We start from the raw sequence: 17646 nt of genomic DNA on the forward strand, positions 1-17646 counted from the left end.
GCCGAACGAGCTTGTACCGCCCGAGTCCCGATGAACAGTGGGGCGAACGGCTCTGAACGGCCCTGGAGATCGTTTGGGGACCTACGGATCAGAAGGCTGGGCCGCATGTCCCGGCGCGGGATATATGCGGGATGATCTCCGCCGCTAGAGAGACTCGTATCGCAACGCCGCAGGTCTCGGGCGTTGGCGTCAGGAAAGAGATCATCCACTTCTGATCCGGCGGTCGGGGTTCGAATCCCTCAGGGCGCGCTGTCCACGAGCACCAGTAAATGGCCTCTGGCCAGCGGCGATGCTGGTCAGAGGCTCGTGTCCGGTGGCGTACGGCTGCGCCCGAGCGCTTGCGGGTGATCGTGCCAAATACGTGCGCAACTTTCCGACGCCTCGAGGAGTTCCTCAAGCGCAAGCGCACGGTCGAGGAGTTTCCGGGCCCCGGCTCGTGGCCGCCTCCGGATTGTCGGTGCCCGTTGATAACTATGGCCCGTTACGTTGACCGACTGACGACTATGGAGCTCCCCCATGGCTACGGCCGCCTTGAGAGACGAGAGCGCCACCAGCAGGTGCTCAGTCGAGATCGCCCTTCCCGCTCGGCTCGACGCGAGCCCGGCACGCGAGTTCGTCCGCCTCGTGGCCCGGGCCGGAGGCTGACATGGGCGTCCTCGACAACTTTCCCAAGTCCCAGGGCTACCTGATCAACTACCACATTGAGGGGCTGCCGCGTGAGCTGGTCGCCCTGTACGACGCGGGCAGCCGGCCTGGCGCCGACGAGGCCGGGCGCAGGGCGTTCGGCATGTGGGCGCAACTGCGGCTCAGCCTGGGCGACAAGGGCGGCCACGAGTACCCCGAAGAGGTGCTCCGGCTGGTGCATGAGGTGGCCGATGGCGACATCCCCTGGACGTTCGAGGACACGCGCGTCCTGTGGGAGATCGCCGACGCGCTGTCGAGTTGCGGTCACACCGGGCACGCCGAGCTGTACCGGATTCCGCTGGCCGCCATCGCGGCGCTTGGATACTCCGAGCGCCGTCAGATCCTTGGTGACGCGCCGCCGTGGCACCCCGCCCACCGCAGCCCGGGCCGGGCCGCGTTACGCAAGGACCTGAAGCGCGTCCTGACCGAGCCTCCAGAGCACGGGCCGGCTGGGGTCGTGCGCAGCCTGGTCTGGGACGGCGACCCCATCGCCCGTGCCATGGCAGGGAAGTACGCCGCCCGGCTGGCTGACCCCGCCGTGCTGCCCTTGCTGAAACACTGGACCAAGGCCAAGGCCCACAGGCCCAGCGAACCCTGGCTCGCCAAGGTCCGTACGCTGCTCACTGACGACGGTGTGGCAGTGCTGCGCGAGATCCTCTCCCGCGTGGCCACCCATCGCGAGAGCCGCGAGCCCGGCGGCAGGGTCTTCCTCGCCCGCCATACCACCCTCCCGTTGCGCGGCATGTTGTGGACCTGTGAGGTGATCGACGCGCCCTGGGTGTCTACGCTGCTCGGCGACGTCGCCATCAACTGCGGCATCGGGCGCAACGGCACCGGCGGCGCTGCCGTCTGCCGCAACGAGAGACTGGCTAACGCCGCACTGAACGTGCTGGCCAAGCGGGGCGGCCTCGACACGGTGGGCGTGCTCGCGCGCGTACGAGCCAAGCTGCGCAGACCGGCCCTGCTGGCGAAGGCGTGCGATGCCCTCGACGCGGTGGCCGTACAAGAGGGGCTGAGCCATGAACAGCTCGTCGACCGGACGGTCCCGGCCTTCGGGCTGGGCCCCGACGGGGTCCGGGAGGAGCAGGTCGGCGACTGCGTCGTCCGGCTCGACGTCGACGGGCCGGCGCTGCGGTTCGTCAACGCGTCCGGGCGCGTCGTCAAGTCGGTGCCCCAGTCCATCCGCAAGGATCCCGTGGTCGCCGATCTGAAGGCCACGCTGAAAGACCTCAAACGCACGCAGGCCGCCGAGCGGCTGCGCCTGGAGCAGATGCTCATCGTCGAACGCGAGCTGTCCTGGCAGGAGGCCGAGCAGTACTTCTTCGATCATCCGGTCACCGGCCCCTACACCCGCGCCCTCATCTGGCGGCTCCCCGACGGTTTCGCCGGGCTGCCGGTCAGGAGCGGTGGCGGCTGGGCACTGGCCGGCGCGAGCGGCAGATCCGTGCGTCCGGGCGCCGACACGCCCGTCCGGTTGTGGCACCCAATCCAGGAGAGCGCCGAGGGGGTGCGCGGCTGGCGCGACCACCTACTGCAGCGGGGGATCAGGCAGCCGTTCAAGCAGACGTTCCGCGAGGTCTACCTGCTCACCCCGGCCGAGGAGCGCACCCGCACCCACTCCGACCGTTTCAAGGGCCACTTCGTGCGCTACGGGCAGGCCAAGGCGCTGCTGGAGCAGCGCGGCTGGAGCGGGCTGTCGATCGGTCACTGGGACTACGAATGCGGTGGCGACATCGGGGCGGCCGTCAAGACGCTCGCCGGCTGGCAGGCGAGCTGGAGCATGCGGGTCGCCTCCGACCCCCAGCAGGACGCCTGGGGCACGGCCTCCTGCGCCGCCACCGACGCGATCCGGTTCCGCCACGCGGATCTTCCCGGCGACGCGCCGCTCACCGAAGTGCCGCCGCTGGTGTTGTCGGAACTGCTGCGCGACGCCGACCTCGCCGTGGGGGTCGGGTCCCTGGGGCTCGACCAGCAGGCGGCGGCCGGGCACGACGGCTACTGGCAGTCGTACGGGTTCGGCGAACTGAGCGAGACCGCTCGCACGCGGCATGACGCGCTGGCCCGGCTGCTGCCCCGGCTGAAAATCGCCGACCGAGTGGAGCTGACCGACCGGTTCCTGCGCGTGCGCGGGCAACTGCGCACCTACCGGATTCATCTGGGGTCGGGCAACATCCTTATGGAGCCGAACGACGCCTACCTGTGCATCGTCCCCGGCCGCGACCGCTCCGCCTCATCGGTGTTCCTGCCGTTCGAGGAGGACGGCGGAATGTTGTCGGTCATCGTGTCGAAGGCGTTCCTGCTGGCAGACGACACCAGCATCAGTGATCCCAGCATCACCCGTCAGCTCGTCGCTACCTAAAGCCTGTATGGAGTTGAGATCACAGGGATTGCCTGCGCCGACGGGCGGGCGCGCGACCGGGGTGCACTTGGCCCAGGAGCACAAGTGTCCGGCGGCGGGGGCGACCTTCTTCAACGGCAAGCTCGTCGAACGTCCCGACGATCCAAGGGATGTCCTCCTCACCGCTGTCGGGGTGCAGGCGTGGTACATGTCCAGGTCACTACAGCGGAGCGCGCGCACCTCACCCCATCGCAGGCTCGCGAAAATGGCCGGTAGGACCAGGGCCGACTATCCGAAATATGCTAAGCGCTCCATCTGGAATCGGTTGCCCAGTAAATGCTGATTATGGTTGCCGATCGAATGGGCGGGGTCTATTTTGATCACGATCATGTACCCCCCCACCCAAGGAGCGGTCTCAGCATGTCCGCAAACGAAAAGGACGATCAGAGCAGCACGTTCAACCGCCGCGCGCTGGCGGGAGGCTTAGCCGCCACCGGCATAGGTGCGCTGTCGCTATGGGCTGCCGAACCGGCCGCGGCCAACACCGATCCGTCCGTGTTCAGCGTAGATGTCAAGGACTACGGCGCCAAGGGCGACGGCACCACTGACGACTCCGACGCCATCAAGGCCGCCGTCACCGCCGCGATCGCCGGCCGGACCAACGGCGTGGTGAAGAAGGAGATCTACTTCCCGCCGGGCACGTACAAAGTGACCAAGAAAGACACCCTGATGTGGTCACCCACCAGCGGAAATGCCGACCAGATCTTCGGCCTGCGCTTCCGTGGCGCCGGCCCGCGGGTGACCACCATCAACTTCGCCACCACCTTCACCGCCAACAGCGACCCTCGCGAGAACAACCTGATCACGGCCGCCGTCCGGCTGCGGTACACCTATTTCCAGGACATGGCCTTCCAGTCCAACAACGCCAACAACCGCTTCGCGTATTACTGGTCGGTCGACACCATCGACAGCACCTCTCAGTATCCCGAGTACGGCAACGGCCAGAACCAGTACTTCGTCTACCAGAACGTTGAATGGAAGGGTCCCTGGGACCGGGTCATCGGCATCGACGGCGATCACGAGGCCAACAACAACAGCGAGCACCACTTCATCATGTGCTCGACCGACACCGCCTCCGTCTACACCGACGCCTTCCTGCACTGCGGAATCTCCAGTCCGTCCAGCCGGAACCAGCAGAATCAGTTCCTCAACTACTTCATGCTTTCCTGCAACTTCGCGCTCGCCGGCGGCGACTTCTTCCGCTTTGACCGGGGCGGCTCCATCAACGTGCTCGGCGGCTCCTGGTCGATGGTCGGTTCCAACAACGCCCGGTACTTCTACATGCCGCTCGCTAACGGGGAGATCAGCGCGACCCGGCTGAACGTCAGCGGCGTGCGCTTCGAACCCAAGAGTGCCAACCACAAGATCATCGACTGTAACTGGAACAACGGCTCGGTAACCTTCACCTCCTGCTCCGACATGGCCGCCCTCCAGGTCTCGACAGCCGCCAACTACAACCTGCACCGGTACGCCGCCACCTCCAACCGGCTGCCGATCGCCCGTTACCAGGACTGCACACTGGCCGGCTACCACCTGGTGGACGCCGACGGCTCCTCCCTGACGAACGGCAAGATGATCTACGAGGGTTGCCGTTTCTATCACACGACCACCGCCGTCAGCACCACCTCCGGCTCGGCCTTCCTCCGGTACGCGAGCGCCCCCGCCCGTTACGCCTTCCGCGACTCCTGGGCCACCGCCGACGTCGCCGGCTGACACCCGGGCGGACCAGCAAGGTCCATCTCGCCGCCGACCAGAAGTGCCGTCCGCCGGCGTTCGTCCTGACCGCGGGGCAGGCCGCGGACAGTCCGCAGTTCGTCCCCGTACTGGAGAAAGTACGGGTCGGAGGGCCTGTCGGCCATCCCCGCACCCGGCCCGGCGCGGTTGCCGCCGACAAGGCCTACTCGTCCTGCGGCAATCGCGCCTACCTGCGGCATCGCGGCGCGAAGGCGGAGGCCGGCGAGGTAGCTGTCAGGGGCCTTGCCGTAGCGGGTGGTGATGCCTCGGCCAGGCCTTCAGCTTGTTGATCAGACGCTCGACGGTGTTCCGCTCGTTGTAGAGGTCGGCGGACGGGCCAGTCGCCCTTGCTGCCCTTCTTCCGGCTGGCGGCCTGGTCCTTCTTCTTCGGGATGACCGCCTGAATACGCGCCCTAGTGGAGGCGCAGGGTTGCCGCCTCGATTTCCATGATCTCGGCGAGGCCGGCCATGAAGGCCGCGATGACGGCGAGCTGATCATTAGTGAAGGAGGAGGTCAGGTCGGCAACGCGGTGGTGGATGCCGGTGAACATCTCGCCCAGGTCGCGGTCCCGGTCGGGATCGGAGACAGGGTGGACCAGGGTGCGGCGTCCATCGGAGGGGTCGGGGCGACGGACGACGAGGCCCGCACGCTCCAGTCGTCGCAGGATCTGGGCGATGGCGGCTGAGGACATGCCGGTGTGCTGGGCAAGCCGCGTGGGGTTGGCCGGCCCCGTGCGCAGCAGCAGCTCGAGGCAGCGCCAGTCGGTCACGTTGATGCCGAGCCGCTCGGCGATGGCCGAGTGGAAGAGCACCACGCCCGTGCCGAGCCGGCCGCCCAGCTGGCGTCCGAGCTGTGCGCGTATCTGCTCGGCGTCTTGGCCTGGTCGCACAGCCACGAGCTCCTCCTTCGCCGCATGTGCGCAGATTTTCCCACACTCGAAAGCTTGACTCGGATCGCAAATTACCTATTAATTTTAGCTAAAACTCTTAGGTAAAGGAGCGGTTCATGCCCACCGAACCATTACGGATCTTGATCGCAGGCGGCGGCATCGGCGGGCTCTGCCTCGCCCAGGGCCTGCGCCAGGCAGGCGCCGACGTCGCCGTATTCGAGCGCGCGCCCACTGCCGCCGGCTTCCGGGAAGGCTACCGACTGCACATCAGCCCGGAAGGCAGCCACGCGCTGCACACCTGCCTGCCCGCAGACCTGTTCGCCGCCGTCGCGGCAACCTCGGGCCGACCGCCCCGAGCCATGAGTTTCCTGACCGAACGACTCGGCGAGCTACTTTCGGTCGAAGTCCTCGCCGACGATACCGAGCCCGACCCGGTGGCCGCGCACCGCTCGGTCAACCGCTACACGTTGCGGCGGATCCTGCTCCAGAAACTGGACGACATCGTGCGCTTCGGCAAGGAGTGCATCGGCTACGAGCGGCACGGCGACAACGCCGTCACCGTTCGCTTCGCGGACGGATCCACCGCCGAAGGCAACCTGCTCATCGGCGCGGAAGGCGGCCACTCGGCGATCCGCGCCCAGTTCCTGCCGCACGCCGAACGGGTAGAGACCGGCATGGTCTCCATCGGCGGGCGCCTGCCGCTCACCACCGAGACCCGACGGCTGCTCCCGCGCCATCTCGACCGCGGGCCCATCTCCGTGCTCGCTCCCCGCGGCCTCAGCATGTTCATCGCCACTCACCAGGCCGTCATCGCCGAGGCCTACCGGCATCTGGCACCACCCGACGCAGGCGACTGCGTGGTCTGGGGCTTCACCGGACCGAGTGACCGCATGCCTGTCGCCGGCCGCTCCGGGGAGGAACTGCGCCGTCTGGTTATCGACCACCTCCGCGGATGGGACCCGCGACTGCGCCGCCTGATAGAGCACTCCGACTCCGGCTCCATCAACGCGATCAGCATCCGCACCGCCGTACCCGTCAAGGCCTGGCCGCCGAGCAACGTCACCGTGATGGGAGACGCCATCCACAGCATGCCGCCCTCGCTCGGCGTGGGCGCCAACATCGCTCTTCGTGACGCCGAGATACTCACTCAGAAGCTGTCCGCGGTCTACTGTGGCGAGCTCCCACTCCTCCAAGCCGTCGGCGCATATGAGAACGAGATGCGCCAGTACGGCTTCGCCGCGGTACGGGCCTCCAACCGCGCCCTCAAACAGTCGGCGACCACGGGCGCCTTCTCCTTCGCCGCGACCAAGGCCGCACTGCGGATCCTGAACGCCCTGCCGCCGGTGAAGAAACGGGTATTCCAATAGACGCGAACAACACGATCGAGGCCTTCGTGCCACCGGGCTGTGTCGGCCACGCCGACCAGTGTTCGCTGAACGCGCCGATTGGGAACAAATCCCGATCGGCGCGTCGAGGACTGCGGGCGGCGGTGTCAGCCGAGGTGCCGGGCGAAGAACCGTAGCGTGCTGTCCAGTTCGAATGCCGGGATCTCCCCGTGCCTGCCGGGATTGCCGTGCAGCGTCTTCTCGGTTGAGGCCAAGGCGTCGAACAGCGCCAGGCCCTGAGCCCGCGGCACCCGCTCATCGTCCCACTGCAGCAGGAACTCCACCGATCCCGGCGATGATCCACAGGCGCTCGACCGCATGATGGAAGGCTTGCGCTTTGAAATCCGCGGTCCAGAAGTTCACGAAGATTCCGTGGAGCCGGAGGAGAGCATTAGTCCGGCATTGGCGCTGATCGGACGGGTCACCGGAACGGGCATGGTCGCCGACTGGCTCGAGGCGTTGCACTCTCGTGTCAGATCCTCCTCTTCCCGATGGCTTTAGGATGAGATCCGGAGTCGTCGCAGACGATGCACATGCCAGGTTACAGCTCCGCTTAATCTACTAGAATGGAGCAGCTACATGATCTACGACGTAATTGGCATGCTGTATCAGACCCTGCCTTTGACTCTCGGCGGATTGATATTTGTGGCGCTCCACCTGGTCCTACGCCGCACGCGGGCGGGCTCCCATTGTCTGCTGTTACCGGCCGTGGCTTGGTTCCTGGCCGCGCTTGACGAGTGGTACATGAACACCTACCAACCGCAAATGAATATCCGTATCGATATGCTGCCCTTCCTGGCGCTGATGGCTGTCACTACGCCGGTCGGCATTCTGCTGGCGGCTCTAGGGAAGCGTTCAACGCGTTGATCGACGGATGGTGCGTGCCGTCGCCAGTTGCAGGGACCACGCATGCCTACTGACCTGCATTGAACTATCCTGAAACCGTGATCTGCCGAGCTTTTGGTTCGCGGATTCATGAGTTCATGGGTGGGCTTCGGACTTGCTCCTCTTATGGGACGTCACTCCCAGGAGCCTGGTGCGTTCACGATGAGATCTTCAGGGCGTGGGAGCGTGGCCGGCTCGTCTTCGATGGAGTAGACCTCACGACACGAAAGATGGCCTTCTTCGACGAGGAGCAAGACGCCGTCACCGCGCCCTCGTACGTCGGCGGAGATCAGCAAGCTCTGAGGTCGCGCACCGTGGTTGAAGCATGCGAACGCACCGCAGGTAGTCTCTGAACCGAACAAATCGGCGGAGCGACGTGCGAGCTCAGAGGCCAGTGGTCTCCCCAGGCCAGGCAGCTCTGATCGACATGATCGAAGCTGGGCCTCGAGGCACGCCGTGAGCATCTGCTGGGCTGCCGTTGCCACGTACTTCGGGCCCGAGACGCACGACCCTGTCGTCTACTTCGAGAGCGACTGGGGCGAGCGAGGAGTGGACGCGTACCGGCTGAATAACCCCCGACAGGAGAACGACGATGAGCACCAGTCCCGCCTACCAGGTGACCGACCCGGCGACGGGCGAGGTCGTCGAGACCTTCGAGCCGGCGACCGACGCGGACGTCGAGGCCGCGCTGACGGCCGCCGCCGCGGCGTACGCGACGTGGAAGGACGTCCCGATCACCCGACGCGCCGAGATCGTCAGCAAGGTCGGAGCACTGTTCGCCGAGCGTGCGGATGAGCTTGCCGCGATCGCGGCCCAGGAGATGGGCAAGCCGGTCTCGGAGGGAGTGGGGGAGGTCGAGTTCTGCCAGGCGATCTTCGACTACTTCGCGACCGAGGGCCCGACGCTCGCCGCGGACCAGCCGATCAAGACGTTCTCGGGCGGAAAGGCGGTCGTGCAGAAACTGCCGATCGGTGCCCTGCTCGGGATCATGCCGTGGAACTTCCCGTTCTACCAGATCGCCCGTTTCGCGGCGCCCAACCTGATGTTGGGCAACACGATCATCCTCAAGCACGCCGAGTCGGTGCCGCGGTCGGCGCTCGCAGTCGAGCAGATCATGAAGGATGCCGGCGTGCCGGAGGGCGCGTACGTCAACCTGTTCGCGACCCACGAGCAGATCGAGACGATCATCGCCGACCCGCGGGTGCAGGGCGTCTCGCTGACCGGATCCGAGCGGGCCGGTGCGATCGTCGCGTCGCTCGCGGGGAAGTACCTGAAGAAGTGCGTGCTCGAGCTGGGAGGCTCGGACCCTTACGTGATCCTCGACAGCGACGACGTCGCGGAGGCGGCGGAGACAGCGTGGGGCACCCGCATGTACAACATGGGCCAGGCCTGCAACTCCAACAAGCGCATGATCGTGATGCACGACCTCTTCGATGACTTCGTCTCGGAGCTCACCCGGAAGGCGCTCGCGATCGAGCCGGGGTCATTCGCCCCGATGTCATCTCGGGCGGCTGCGGAGACGCTCGCGGCCCAGGTCGACGACGCGGTCAGCAAGGGAGCGACACTGCATGCAGGCGGTGTGCTCGGTGACGCCCCGGCGGCGTACTACTCGCCTGCCGTCCTCACGGGTGTCACCCCGGACATGCGGGCCTACAGCGAAGAGCTGTTCGGGCCGGTCGCCGTGGTCTACAAGGTCGGCAGCGACGAGGAGGCCCTGGAGCTGGCGAACGACACGCAGTACGGACTGGGTGGCGCGGTGTTCAGCACCGACGTGGATCGAGCCACATCCGTGGCCTCACTGCTCGAGACCGGGATGGCGAACGTGAACACCCCTGCCGGTGAAGGCGCAGAAGTTCCGTTCGGCGGGGTGAAGCGCTCCGGGTTCGGCCGCGAACTCGGTCCCCTCGGCATGGACGAGTTCGTCAACAAGCGGATGTTCTTCGTCGCAGACTGACAGCGCCGCCGCGTGATGAGGCCGACGGCTCCAGGAGCCGTCGGCCTCATCAGGCCCGCTCTCGAAACCGAGCCCTCAGCCGCCTGCCCTATCGCCGATCTTGATCAATGATCTCGGCATCAGCCTCAACTCGACACCTGTGCTCGCTCATGCACGTCCTTGAGGTCCCGGTCATTGCCGTTCCGCGGACGGAGATGCTCCTGGTCCGGCAGTGCACGACCGCATGCCGCTTCGGCTGGTAGACGCAGATCTTCAGGTCGGCCCCCTTGACGTCGCCACCGGCCTCGAAAAGGAAGCCCTTGTAGCGGAGGCGCAGTTCCACCGCGGCGGCGACCAGGAGGATCCGGCAGCGAGATCCACAGCCGTGCCGTTTGCGGGGGAGGGCCGGAAGCCGCATGGGGGACAACTCGTTGGCGACGCCGAGGACGCCTGTGGCACGGTGTGAACGTGTCCGATCAGCTCCCCCTGCCTCACACTGTGGATGAGGCGATCGCCGCCGAGCAGGCGGGCCGGGTCCTGCGCTATCTGTACTTCTGGGGCCACCAGCCCGCGCGTGACGGTGGTGTCGGTCCCGGCTGCCTCAGCCAGTGGTGGCCGGTCGCCTTCACCGAGGACGGCCACACCTTCGCCTCGGCGGAGCATTACATGATGGCCCACAAGGCATGGTTGTTCGGCGACGCCCAGACGGCCGGCAAGATTCTCGCCGCAGACCATCCGGGTGAGGCCAAGACGTTCGGCCGTGCCGTACGAGGCTTCGACGAGCAGCTCTGGAACGCCCGTCGTTTCGACATCGTGGTCCGTGGCAGCATCGCGAAGTTCGGACGGCACCCCGAGCTGAAGCGGTTCCTGCTCGCCACGAGAAAGCGGGTCCTGGTGGAGGCCAGCCCTCGCGACCGGATCTGGGGGATCGGCCTGACGGCCACCGACGAGCGCGCCGCCTCCCCGGCGACCTGGCAGGGCCTGAACCTGCTGGGGTTCGCGCTGATGAAGGCCCGCGAGACTCTTGAGACGACGCCATGAGCTTCGGCACGTATGCGCGCCGCGTGCGCGACCGGAGTCTTCCGTACGGTGTGCGCTATTCCGGCCGTTACCCGGTGAGGCCGAACTCGCCCGCGCGCAGCCCGGCCTGGAACCGGGAATCGGCCTCCAGCGTGGCCATGAGCTCCGCGACCCGTCTCCGGTAGGTGCGCAACGAGAGGCCGAGATGCCGGGCCGCGGTCTCGTCGGTGTATCCCTCGCCGAGAGCGCGGAGCACGGCCCGGCTGCCGGCGTCGAGGTGCGGCGCGTCGCCGCGCAGATAGGCGGCCAGGTCGGTGGCGCTCTCCCAGGCTGCCCGGAACAGGGCGTACACGCCGTCGACCAGGGCGGGCGAGGTGGTCACGGTGAACTCGCGCGGGCCCGGTCCGTCGCGCCCGGCGAGGATCATCACCCGCCGGTCGATGATGATCGTCTCGTGCGGCAGCGGTGCCGAGCTGATCCGCACCCGGGCGCCCCTGGCCGCGACCTGGTGGAGGTGCAGCCGTGCGGCCTCGTCGGCGAGGGCGGCCGGAGTGAGGAGCTTGTCGACCGTGAAGCCGGCCGTGCCGTTCCCATGCATCCGGTCGCTGATCGCCTGCCGAGCCTCAGGCTGGGACCACGTGTCGAGATCACGAGCCGCGCACACGAATTCGCGCTGAGTCCCGGAGAACAGGTGACCGGCCCGGGCGACGAGTTCCGCGTCACCGCGGACGGTGATGACCTGATCGGCTGTCACCCGCTCATTATGACCACCCATGAGGGGGCCCACGCGGTGGCAGCTTGCTGCCATCCCGTTGGCCCGCGCCCTCGTCCGCGCGAGGCTGACGGGCATGACGAAGAACACGAACACGGACTCGACGACCCACGCCGCCCTCACCGGCGAGTTCCTTCTCGGGGGAGACCTTCCGGTCCACCGGCTCGGTTTCGGCGCCATGCGGCTCCCGACCGGCACCTTCCAAGGGCCCGTCCGCGACCCCGAGACGGGTGTCGCGGTACTGCGCCGCGCGGTCGAACTCGGCGTGAACCACATCGACACGGCGTGGTTCTACCGGCGGCAGGGGGTGGTGGCCAACGAGTTGATCCGTACGGCGCTCGCGCCCTACGCGGACGACCTGGTGATCGCGACGAAGGTCGGGCCGTTGCTCGACTCGGACGGCGTTCCGAGTGGCGAGGCGGGCCCGGACGAGTTGCGCGGCCTGGTGGAGGACAACCTGCGCACTCTCGGTGTCGACCGGCTCGACCTCGTGTACCTGCGGGTGGGCGGCATGAACGCCCCGGGCGGCGTGTCGATCGCCGACCGCTTCGCGGCCCTCGCCGAGCTGCGCGAGGAGGGGCTGATCCGGCATCTGGGCGTCAGCAACGTCGACGCCGCGCAGCTGGCGGAAGCGCGGGCGATCGCCCCGGTGGCGGCCGTGCAGAACAGCTTCCACGTGCACGACCGGGGCGACGCCGAGCTCCTGGCGCGGTGTGAGAAGGACGGGATCGCCTTCGTGCCCTTCTTCCCGCTCGGCGGCGGGTACCGTCCGATCGACGCGGCGGCGACGGCGGCGGTCACGGCCCGCCACCGGGCCACGACCGCGCAGGTCGCGCTGGCGTGGCTGCTGGCGAGCTCACCCGCATCGCTCGCGATCCCCGGCACGGGCTCCCTCGACCACCTGGAGGAGAACATGGCGGCGGCACGGATCCTCCTGACAACCGAGGACCTGGCGGCGCTCGGGGACTGAGCGTCCAGCCGCCCGAGGCCGTCCACGAGATCGAATGCGGGAACAGGATGTCATGATCGACATAAAGTCTGGATATGGCGCTTCCTCGCGCCCCGGACTTCCGCTGACCAGGGGGAACCTGACGGTCGTTCGCAACGGACGTGCAGCGCGATTGCGGCTGCGATCCGTACGAACTCGGCCAAGTTGCACATACATTCCATCTCGCCTATAGGTTTAGGGCTTCGTCCTAATTCTGATAGGGGGAGAATTATGTACACGACCGTCGCAAGCCTCCCGGCGGGTACGCCCGGCCGGGAGCACCTGGCGGCTCTGCCGGCCATGGGCCGGTGGGCCGGGCAGGTGGACGGCACGGTGCGGGCGAGCGTCCGGTGAACATCTTCGACGAGACCGGACAGGCCGACGGCTGGGACGGGCGTGGCGCGGGTGAGGCCAAGGCCAGGAAGTCGATCGGGAAGAACGTCGTACGTCTGGTCGGAGCGGGTGCGGTAGCGGGGCTGCTGGCCGCCGCTCTGGCGCTTCCTGCCGTCGGCGGTACGGGCGCGGTGATCCTCTCGGCGTCGGACGGGCTGAACCTCAAGGCGGAGGACCTCAAGGAGCCACCGCTGGCCGAGAAGACGACGGTCCTGGACGCCAGGGGCAACCAGATCGCGCAGTTCTACGAGGAGTACCGCGAGGTCGTCCCGCTCAGCAAGGTCGCCGAGGTGATGAGGACGGCGATCGTCTCGATCGAGGACTACCGGTTCTACGAGCACGGCGCGATCGACCTCGAAGGAACCTCCCGGGCCCTCGTGAAGAACCTCGCCTCGGGCGGGGTCAGCCAGGGTGGTTCGAGCATCACCCAGCAGTACGTCAAGCAGGTGCTCCTCAACACCGCGGTCACCACGAAGGACAAGAACAAGGCGCTCGAGGCCAGCTACGGGCGCAAGCTGAACGAGCTGCGCTACGCGATGGCGGTCGAGCAGAAGTACTCCAAGGACCAGATCCTGGAGAAGTACCTGAACATCGCCTACTTCGGCGCCGGCGCCAACGGTGTGCAGGCCGCGGCCAAGCGGTTCTTCGGGGTGAACGCGTCCGAGCTGGACCTGGCGCAGGCGGCGACCCTGGCGGGGGCCGTGCAGTTGCCGAACAGCACCGACCCCGAGGCCGGCAGGAAGGCCCAGAAGCGGCTGCTCGAACGGCGCAACGTGGTCCTGGACCGGATGGCCGAGCTGAAGAAGATCACGCCGGAGCAGGCCCAGGAGGCCAAGGCCAAGAAGCTGGGCTACAAGGGCACGCCGCTGCCCGGCGGGTGCGGCGCCAGCCCCTATCCGTATTTCTGCATGTATGTGCGGAACGAGATTCTCAAGAATCCGAGTTTCGGCAAGACGGAGAAGAGCCGTACGCAGTTCCTCAACCGGGGCGGCCTGACCATCAAGACGACGATCGACCCCAAGATGCAGGCCGCGGCCGAGCGGGCGATCCGCAAGCGGGTCCACGCGTCGGACAACGCGGTCGCCTCCGAGGCGCTGATCCAGCCGGGCACCGGCATGATCAAGGCGATGGCGGCCAGCCGGAAGTACGGCCAGAACGCGCGCAGGAACGAGATGTCGTACAACGTCGTGGCCGACGCGGCCCACGGCGGCGGCGTCGGTTTCCAGGCGGGTTCGACGTTCAAGACCTTCACGCTGCTCACGGCCCTGAAGAAGGGCATGAAGATCAGCGACGGGTTCAGCGTCGGCGCCGGATACCGTGCGCCCGGGTACTACACCTTCAAGAACTGCAAGGGTGAGAACATCGGGGACCCGACGCACACCGTCACCAACGACGAGGGATCCGGCGGCTTCAAGACGCTGCAGACGGGCACCTGGGGGTCGGTCAACACCTTCTTCATGGAGCTGGAGCAGCGCGTCGGCCTGTGCGACACGGTGCAGACCGCCAAGTCGCTGGGCATCAAGCGCTCCGACGGCCTGAAGCTGCAGGAGTACGAGACCTTCACCCTCGGCATCAACGAGATGGACCCGGTGACCGTCGCCAACGCGTACGCCGCGATCGGCGCGCGTGGCAAGTACTGCGCGCCCATGGCCATCTCGCAGATCACCGACAGGAACGGCAAGGTGACCGACTACCAGCCGCAGTGCCGCCAGGCGCTGGACCCGGAGGTGGCGGACGCCGCGGCGAACATCCTGTCGGGAGTGTTCACCAAGGGCACGATGCGCGGCGTGGGCGGCATCGGCCGTGACGCGGCGGGCAAGACCGGTACCACCGACAACCAGGCCACCGCGTGGTTCGCCGGGTTCACCCCGGACCTGGCCGCCGCGGTGAGCATCGGCGACCCGCGCGGCTCGACCACGCACAAGCTGAACGGCGTCACCATCGGCGGTACGTATTACGGCGCGGTCTTCGGGGCCACCATCCCCGGCCCGATCTGGAAGGACACCATGCTGAGCGCGTTGAGGGGTGTGAAGGCCACGTCCTTCCACCCGATCAACACGTCGCGCTTCGGCGGGTGCGGCTCGCACTGCGGCGGGTCGGTCATCGGCGGCAACGGCCGCGGCGGAGGCGGCGGGGACCCCGTGACCGTGGTCCCGGCCGATATGTGACCGGCACGCCCCGCTGAACGACACAGGGCGAGGAGGACATCCGCCTCCTCGCCCTTGTCATGCGCGGCTTCCGCTACTCAGGCGCGGTGCATGACGCTCATATCTGACCCGAAGGAGCCGGTGTGCCCGCCGGTGATTCGAGCAGGGGATCAGGGTCGAGTGGTGGCACCGGTAGATTTGCCGCGGACCTGACCGGTGACATATTCACGCTCCGCCGCCTCTGGGCGGCCTTGCCATCTTTGTCCCGCCGAGGACCAGGACAGTCGAACCGTGATCACGCTGACGCAGGGAGGCTGTTCCTCAGATCCGCAGAAGTGCGTCGGCGATCAGCGCCACGAGACTGAGGACGAGCCCGCCGAGCAGCAGCCAGAATCCCCAGCGGATGAGCCGGTACTTGCGTCCCACGATCACGCTGATGCGGAGAAGCTGTTCTGAGGTCTTCCGTAGGTCCGGTTCGTGTGACCGAATGAGCGCCCTCGTGATCTCCTCGGCGGTGCCGTACTTCACGACGTCGCCGAAGTAGGCCAGGGACCCGTCCCGCCGCGGGCGGGTGAGCCGGGGATAGACGGCGCCGGCGAGGGACCCGACGGCGGCCAGTGACGCCCCCACGCCCAGCCACCACAACCACTCGACGCCGTCGTGGAGGGTGAACGGTGACCAGGTCCCGGCAAGCAGCCCGGCCGCGACGGCGCCGAGCCCGATCCCGGCGGTGCCGAGCAGCACCTGCGCCTTCGCGTCCGCCCGGTCGAGCTCCTCGCGGGCCTCGCTCAGGAGCCGTTCGCCGTGGACGCGAGCGACGTCGGTCTCCGTGGAGACGATCCGAGCGCGGCCCGTCGATCGGCCGGGTGGGCGGTCCGACAGGCAGCTCAGCAAACGTCGCAGCATGGTGGCCTCCGCGTCGGGGGTCGCGACGATCAAGCTTGACCCGTCCGCGTCGTTCTGCCAACCCGTTCGGGTCAGGTCCCTCCTCCGAAGCGGCGGCCGAGCAGCCGTCCGAACGTGATCGCGGGCGTGACCAGCATGCCGGAGCAGAAGCTCTGGCCGCAGGTGGCCGCCGCGCCGATCACCTCTCCGATGGCGTACAGGTTCGGCACCGAGGTGCCGTCGGTACGCCGTACCCGGAGGTCGGAGTCGATGTCGAGCCCGGCGAACGTGACGAGCGAGATGCCGTGGTTGCGTATCGCGTAGTACGGCGCACGCTCCAGCGGAAGCGGCAGATGGGTGCGGCCGAAGTCGGGGTCGGCGCCCGCGGCGACGGCCTCGTTGTACCGGGCCGCCGACGCGACCAGACCGGCCGGATCGATGCCCGCGATCACGGCCAGCTCCTCCAGCGTTCCGGCGGAGTGCACCCCGGCCCGCTGGTTGGCACGGGCGCGCAGGTCGTCGGGCGTCCACCCGACCACGAGCGGGCGGCCCGACCGCGTCGACTCCAGCATCGCGTCGTCGAAGACGGTCCAGAAGGTCATGTCCTCGATGCGGGTGAGCGCGCGTTCCTTGACGTCGATCGAGAGCTCGTCCTCGGCGACCCAGCGCCGCCCTCCCTTGTCGACGTAGATCTCCACGGGAGGACGCTCGGCCGCGATGAGGAGCTGCCGGTCCGACCAGTTGGCCTTCCCCGGCGTGGTCGGGTCGGGCAGCCCGCCGAACGTGGGCAGGTACGAACCCGTTCCCGCCACGGCGGCCCCCAGCTCCTGGGCGAGCAGGATCCCGTCGCCGGTCGAGGTCGGGTACGCCGCCGAGACGAGCGGCGCGCCCTCCAGCTCCAGGAACAGCTCGGGCTCCGCGGCGAAGCCGCCCGTGGCCAGCACCACGTCCCGCGCCCGCACCCGCACGTCCTGGCCGCCACGCAGCACGGTCACCCCGGTGACCGCGCCGTCGTCATCGGTGTCGAGGCCGATGACGGGGGCGTTCTTCCACAGCTCCAGCCGGCCCGTGGCGATCGCCTCGTCCAGCAGGCGCTCGAACACCTCCAGGATCGACAACGCCTCGTCGGCCCCGTAGTAGGTGCGCGCGGTCGCGTACGGCTCGTGCCCGTAGATGATCCGCGGCGTCTCGGGAGCGAACCGGAAGCCGCGGTCGTCCAGCCAGTCGATGGTCTCCGCGGCGTTCTCGGCGACGACGCGGACCAGGTCGGCGCGTGCGGTGCCCTCGCTGATCCGGTGGATGTCGGCCAGGTGGGCCTCGACGGAGTCGGTGATCCCGCGCTCGGCCTGCCGCCGTGTCCCGGCCGCCGCCATGTGGCCGCCGGAGATGTGCATGGTGCCGCCGATCCGCTGGTCCTTCTCGACCAGCAGGACCCTGGCGCCGCCGAGGGCCGCCTCGGCCGCGCAGGGAATGCCGGCGGTGCCCGCGCCGACGACCACGAGGTCGTAACTGAGTTCCACCAGTGGATCTCC

General features: G+C 67.8%; 16 protein-coding genes and 1 pseudogene. 12 read left to right on the top strand and 5 right to left on the bottom strand.

What is annotated here, in order from left to right; genetic code table 11:
* Positions 1 to 516 precede the first annotated feature (516 nt).
* The 4 genes and pseudogenes from IMZ11_RS45270 to IMZ11_RS16870 form a co-directional block, all read left to right on the top strand.
* Complete coding sequence (locus tag IMZ11_RS45270; protein ID WP_255706591.1) at positions 517 to 645, top strand: hypothetical protein; 129 nt, start codon at positions 517 to 519, stop codon at positions 643 to 645.
* Between the two features lies 1 nt (position 646).
* Positions 647 to 3043 carry a DUF4132 domain-containing protein gene (locus IMZ11_RS16860; protein WP_228642452.1) on the top strand — a complete coding sequence of 799 codons (2397 nt, stop codon included), beginning with the start codon at positions 647 to 649 and terminating at the stop codon, positions 3041 to 3043.
* 399 nt (positions 3044 to 3442) lie between these two features.
* Positions 3443 to 4795: a glycoside hydrolase family 55 protein gene (locus tag IMZ11_RS16865; RefSeq protein ID WP_228642455.1), complete on the top strand. Its 1353-nt coding sequence runs from the start codon at positions 3443 to 3445 to the stop codon at positions 4793 to 4795.
* A pseudogene (locus tag IMZ11_RS16870) lies at positions 4729 to 5031 on the top strand (transposase); the annotation flags it as partial. The gene IMZ11_RS16865 and the pseudogene IMZ11_RS16870, both read left to right, overlap by 67 nt.
* A gap of 198 nt (positions 5032 to 5229) precedes the next feature.
* Here IMZ11_RS16870 and IMZ11_RS16880 read toward each other — a convergent pair.
* Positions 5230 to 5712: a MarR family transcriptional regulator gene (locus IMZ11_RS16880; protein WP_308066802.1), complete on the bottom strand. Its 483-nt coding sequence runs from the start codon at positions 5710 to 5712 to the stop codon at positions 5230 to 5232.
* 110 nt (positions 5713 to 5822) lie between these two features.
* Here IMZ11_RS16880 and IMZ11_RS16885 point away from each other — a divergent pair, with 110 nt between their 5' ends.
* Complete coding sequence (locus tag IMZ11_RS16885) at positions 5823 to 7073, top strand: NAD(P)/FAD-dependent oxidoreductase (protein ID WP_228642457.1); 1251 nt, start codon at positions 5823 to 5825, stop codon at positions 7071 to 7073.
* A 125-nt stretch (positions 7074 to 7198) separates the two neighbouring features.
* Here IMZ11_RS16885 and IMZ11_RS16890 read toward each other — a convergent pair whose 3' ends face one another.
* The gene (locus tag IMZ11_RS16890; RefSeq protein WP_228642459.1) at positions 7199 to 7411 is read right to left on the bottom strand and encodes a hypothetical protein; all 213 of its coding nucleotides are present in this window, start codon (positions 7409 to 7411) and stop codon (positions 7199 to 7201) included.
* 259 nt (positions 7412 to 7670) lie between these two features.
* On the opposite strand from IMZ11_RS16890, the gene IMZ11_RS16895 reads away from it, so the two are divergent.
* From IMZ11_RS16895 to IMZ11_RS16910, 4 genes are all read left to right on the top strand, one after another.
* Positions 7671 to 7958, top strand: a complete 288-nt coding sequence (locus IMZ11_RS16895) for a hypothetical protein (protein ID WP_228642461.1) — start codon at positions 7671 to 7673, stop codon at positions 7956 to 7958.
* A gap of 610 nt (positions 7959 to 8568) precedes the next feature.
* Positions 8569 to 9930 (top strand): NAD-dependent succinate-semialdehyde dehydrogenase, encoded by a 1362-nt coding sequence (locus IMZ11_RS16900; protein ID WP_228642463.1) that lies wholly within the window; start codon positions 8569 to 8571, stop codon positions 9928 to 9930.
* Between the two features lie 211 nt (positions 9931 to 10141).
* Positions 10142 to 10375 (top strand): hypothetical protein, encoded by a 234-nt coding sequence (locus IMZ11_RS16905; protein ID WP_228642465.1) that lies wholly within the window; start codon positions 10142 to 10144, stop codon positions 10373 to 10375.
* Positions 10372 to 10950 (top strand): NADAR family protein, encoded by a 579-nt coding sequence (locus IMZ11_RS16910; RefSeq protein ID WP_228642467.1) that lies wholly within the window; start codon positions 10372 to 10374, stop codon positions 10948 to 10950. The genes IMZ11_RS16905 and IMZ11_RS16910 overlap by 4 nt, the downstream gene beginning before the upstream one ends.
* Positions 10951 to 11017: 67 nt before the next feature.
* Here IMZ11_RS16910 and IMZ11_RS16915 read toward each other — a convergent pair whose 3' ends face one another.
* Positions 11018 to 11683 carry a DNA-binding response regulator gene (locus IMZ11_RS16915; protein ID WP_228642469.1) on the bottom strand — a complete coding sequence of 222 codons (666 nt, stop codon included), beginning with the start codon at positions 11681 to 11683 and terminating at the stop codon, positions 11018 to 11020.
* 94 nt (positions 11684 to 11777) lie between these two features.
* Here IMZ11_RS16915 and IMZ11_RS16920 point away from each other — a divergent pair, with 94 nt between their 5' ends.
* From IMZ11_RS16920 to IMZ11_RS16925, 3 genes are all read left to right on the top strand, one after another.
* Positions 11778 to 12671, top strand: coding sequence for an oxidoreductase (locus IMZ11_RS16920; protein ID WP_228642471.1), 894 nt, complete (start codon positions 11778 to 11780; stop codon positions 12669 to 12671).
* Between the two features lie 249 nt (positions 12672 to 12920).
* Complete coding sequence (locus IMZ11_RS45275; protein WP_255706592.1) at positions 12921 to 13043, top strand: hypothetical protein; 123 nt, start codon at positions 12921 to 12923, stop codon at positions 13041 to 13043.
* Positions 13040 to 15250, top strand: coding sequence for a transglycosylase domain-containing protein (locus IMZ11_RS16925; RefSeq protein WP_308066803.1), 2211 nt, complete (start codon positions 13040 to 13042; stop codon positions 15248 to 15250). The genes IMZ11_RS45275 and IMZ11_RS16925 overlap by 4 nt, the downstream gene beginning before the upstream one ends.
* 300 nt (positions 15251 to 15550) lie before the next feature.
* Here the strand turns inward: IMZ11_RS16925 and IMZ11_RS16930 are convergent, their stop codons facing one another.
* Both IMZ11_RS16930 and IMZ11_RS16935 read right to left on the bottom strand, forming a co-directional pair.
* Positions 15551 to 16135, bottom strand: coding sequence for a Pycsar system effector family protein (locus tag IMZ11_RS16930; RefSeq protein WP_228642473.1), 585 nt, complete (start codon positions 16133 to 16135; stop codon positions 15551 to 15553).
* A gap of 71 nt (positions 16136 to 16206) precedes the next feature.
* A complete protein-coding gene (locus tag IMZ11_RS16935; RefSeq protein ID WP_228642475.1) occupies positions 16207 to 17634 on the bottom strand; it encodes an FAD-dependent oxidoreductase in 1428 nt (475 codons plus the stop codon).
* Positions 17635 to 17646 lie beyond the last annotated feature (12 nt).

It is taken from the genome of Microtetraspora sp. AC03309, from assembly GCF_020826795.1.
Classification (GTDB): Bacteria; Actinomycetota; Actinomycetes; order Streptosporangiales; family Streptosporangiaceae; genus Microtetraspora; species Microtetraspora glauca.

Bases quoted from the DNA above. Each gene is read 5' to 3' on its own strand.
- IMZ11_RS45270 (WP_255706591.1), top strand. From the start codon at position 517: ATGGCTACGGCCGCCTTGAGAGACGAGAGCGCCACCAGCAGGTGCTCA.
- IMZ11_RS16860 (WP_228642452.1), top strand. From the start codon at position 647: ATGGGCGTCCTCGACAACTTTCCCAAGTCCCAGGGCTACCTGATCAAC.
- IMZ11_RS16865 (WP_228642455.1), top strand. From the start codon at position 3,443: ATGTCCGCAAACGAAAAGGACGATCAGAGCAGCACGTTCAACCGCCGC.
- IMZ11_RS16885 (WP_228642457.1), top strand. From the start codon at position 5,823: ATGCCCACCGAACCATTACGGATCTTGATCGCAGGCGGCGGCATCGGC.
- IMZ11_RS16890 (WP_228642459.1), bottom strand. From the start codon at position 7,411: ATGCGGTCGAGCGCCTGTGGATCATCGCCGGGATCGGTGGAGTTCCTG.
- IMZ11_RS16895 (WP_228642461.1), top strand. From the start codon at position 7,671: ATGATCTACGACGTAATTGGCATGCTGTATCAGACCCTGCCTTTGACT.
- IMZ11_RS16900 (WP_228642463.1), top strand. From the start codon at position 8,569: ATGAGCACCAGTCCCGCCTACCAGGTGACCGACCCGGCGACGGGCGAG.
- IMZ11_RS16920 (WP_228642471.1), top strand. From the start codon at position 11,778: ATGACGAAGAACACGAACACGGACTCGACGACCCACGCCGCCCTCACC.
- IMZ11_RS45275 (WP_255706592.1), top strand. From the start codon at position 12,921: ATGTACACGACCGTCGCAAGCCTCCCGGCGGGTACGCCCGGCCGGGAG.
- IMZ11_RS16930 (WP_228642473.1), bottom strand. From the start codon at position 16,135: ATGCTGCGACGTTTGCTGAGCTGCCTGTCGGACCGCCCACCCGGCCGA.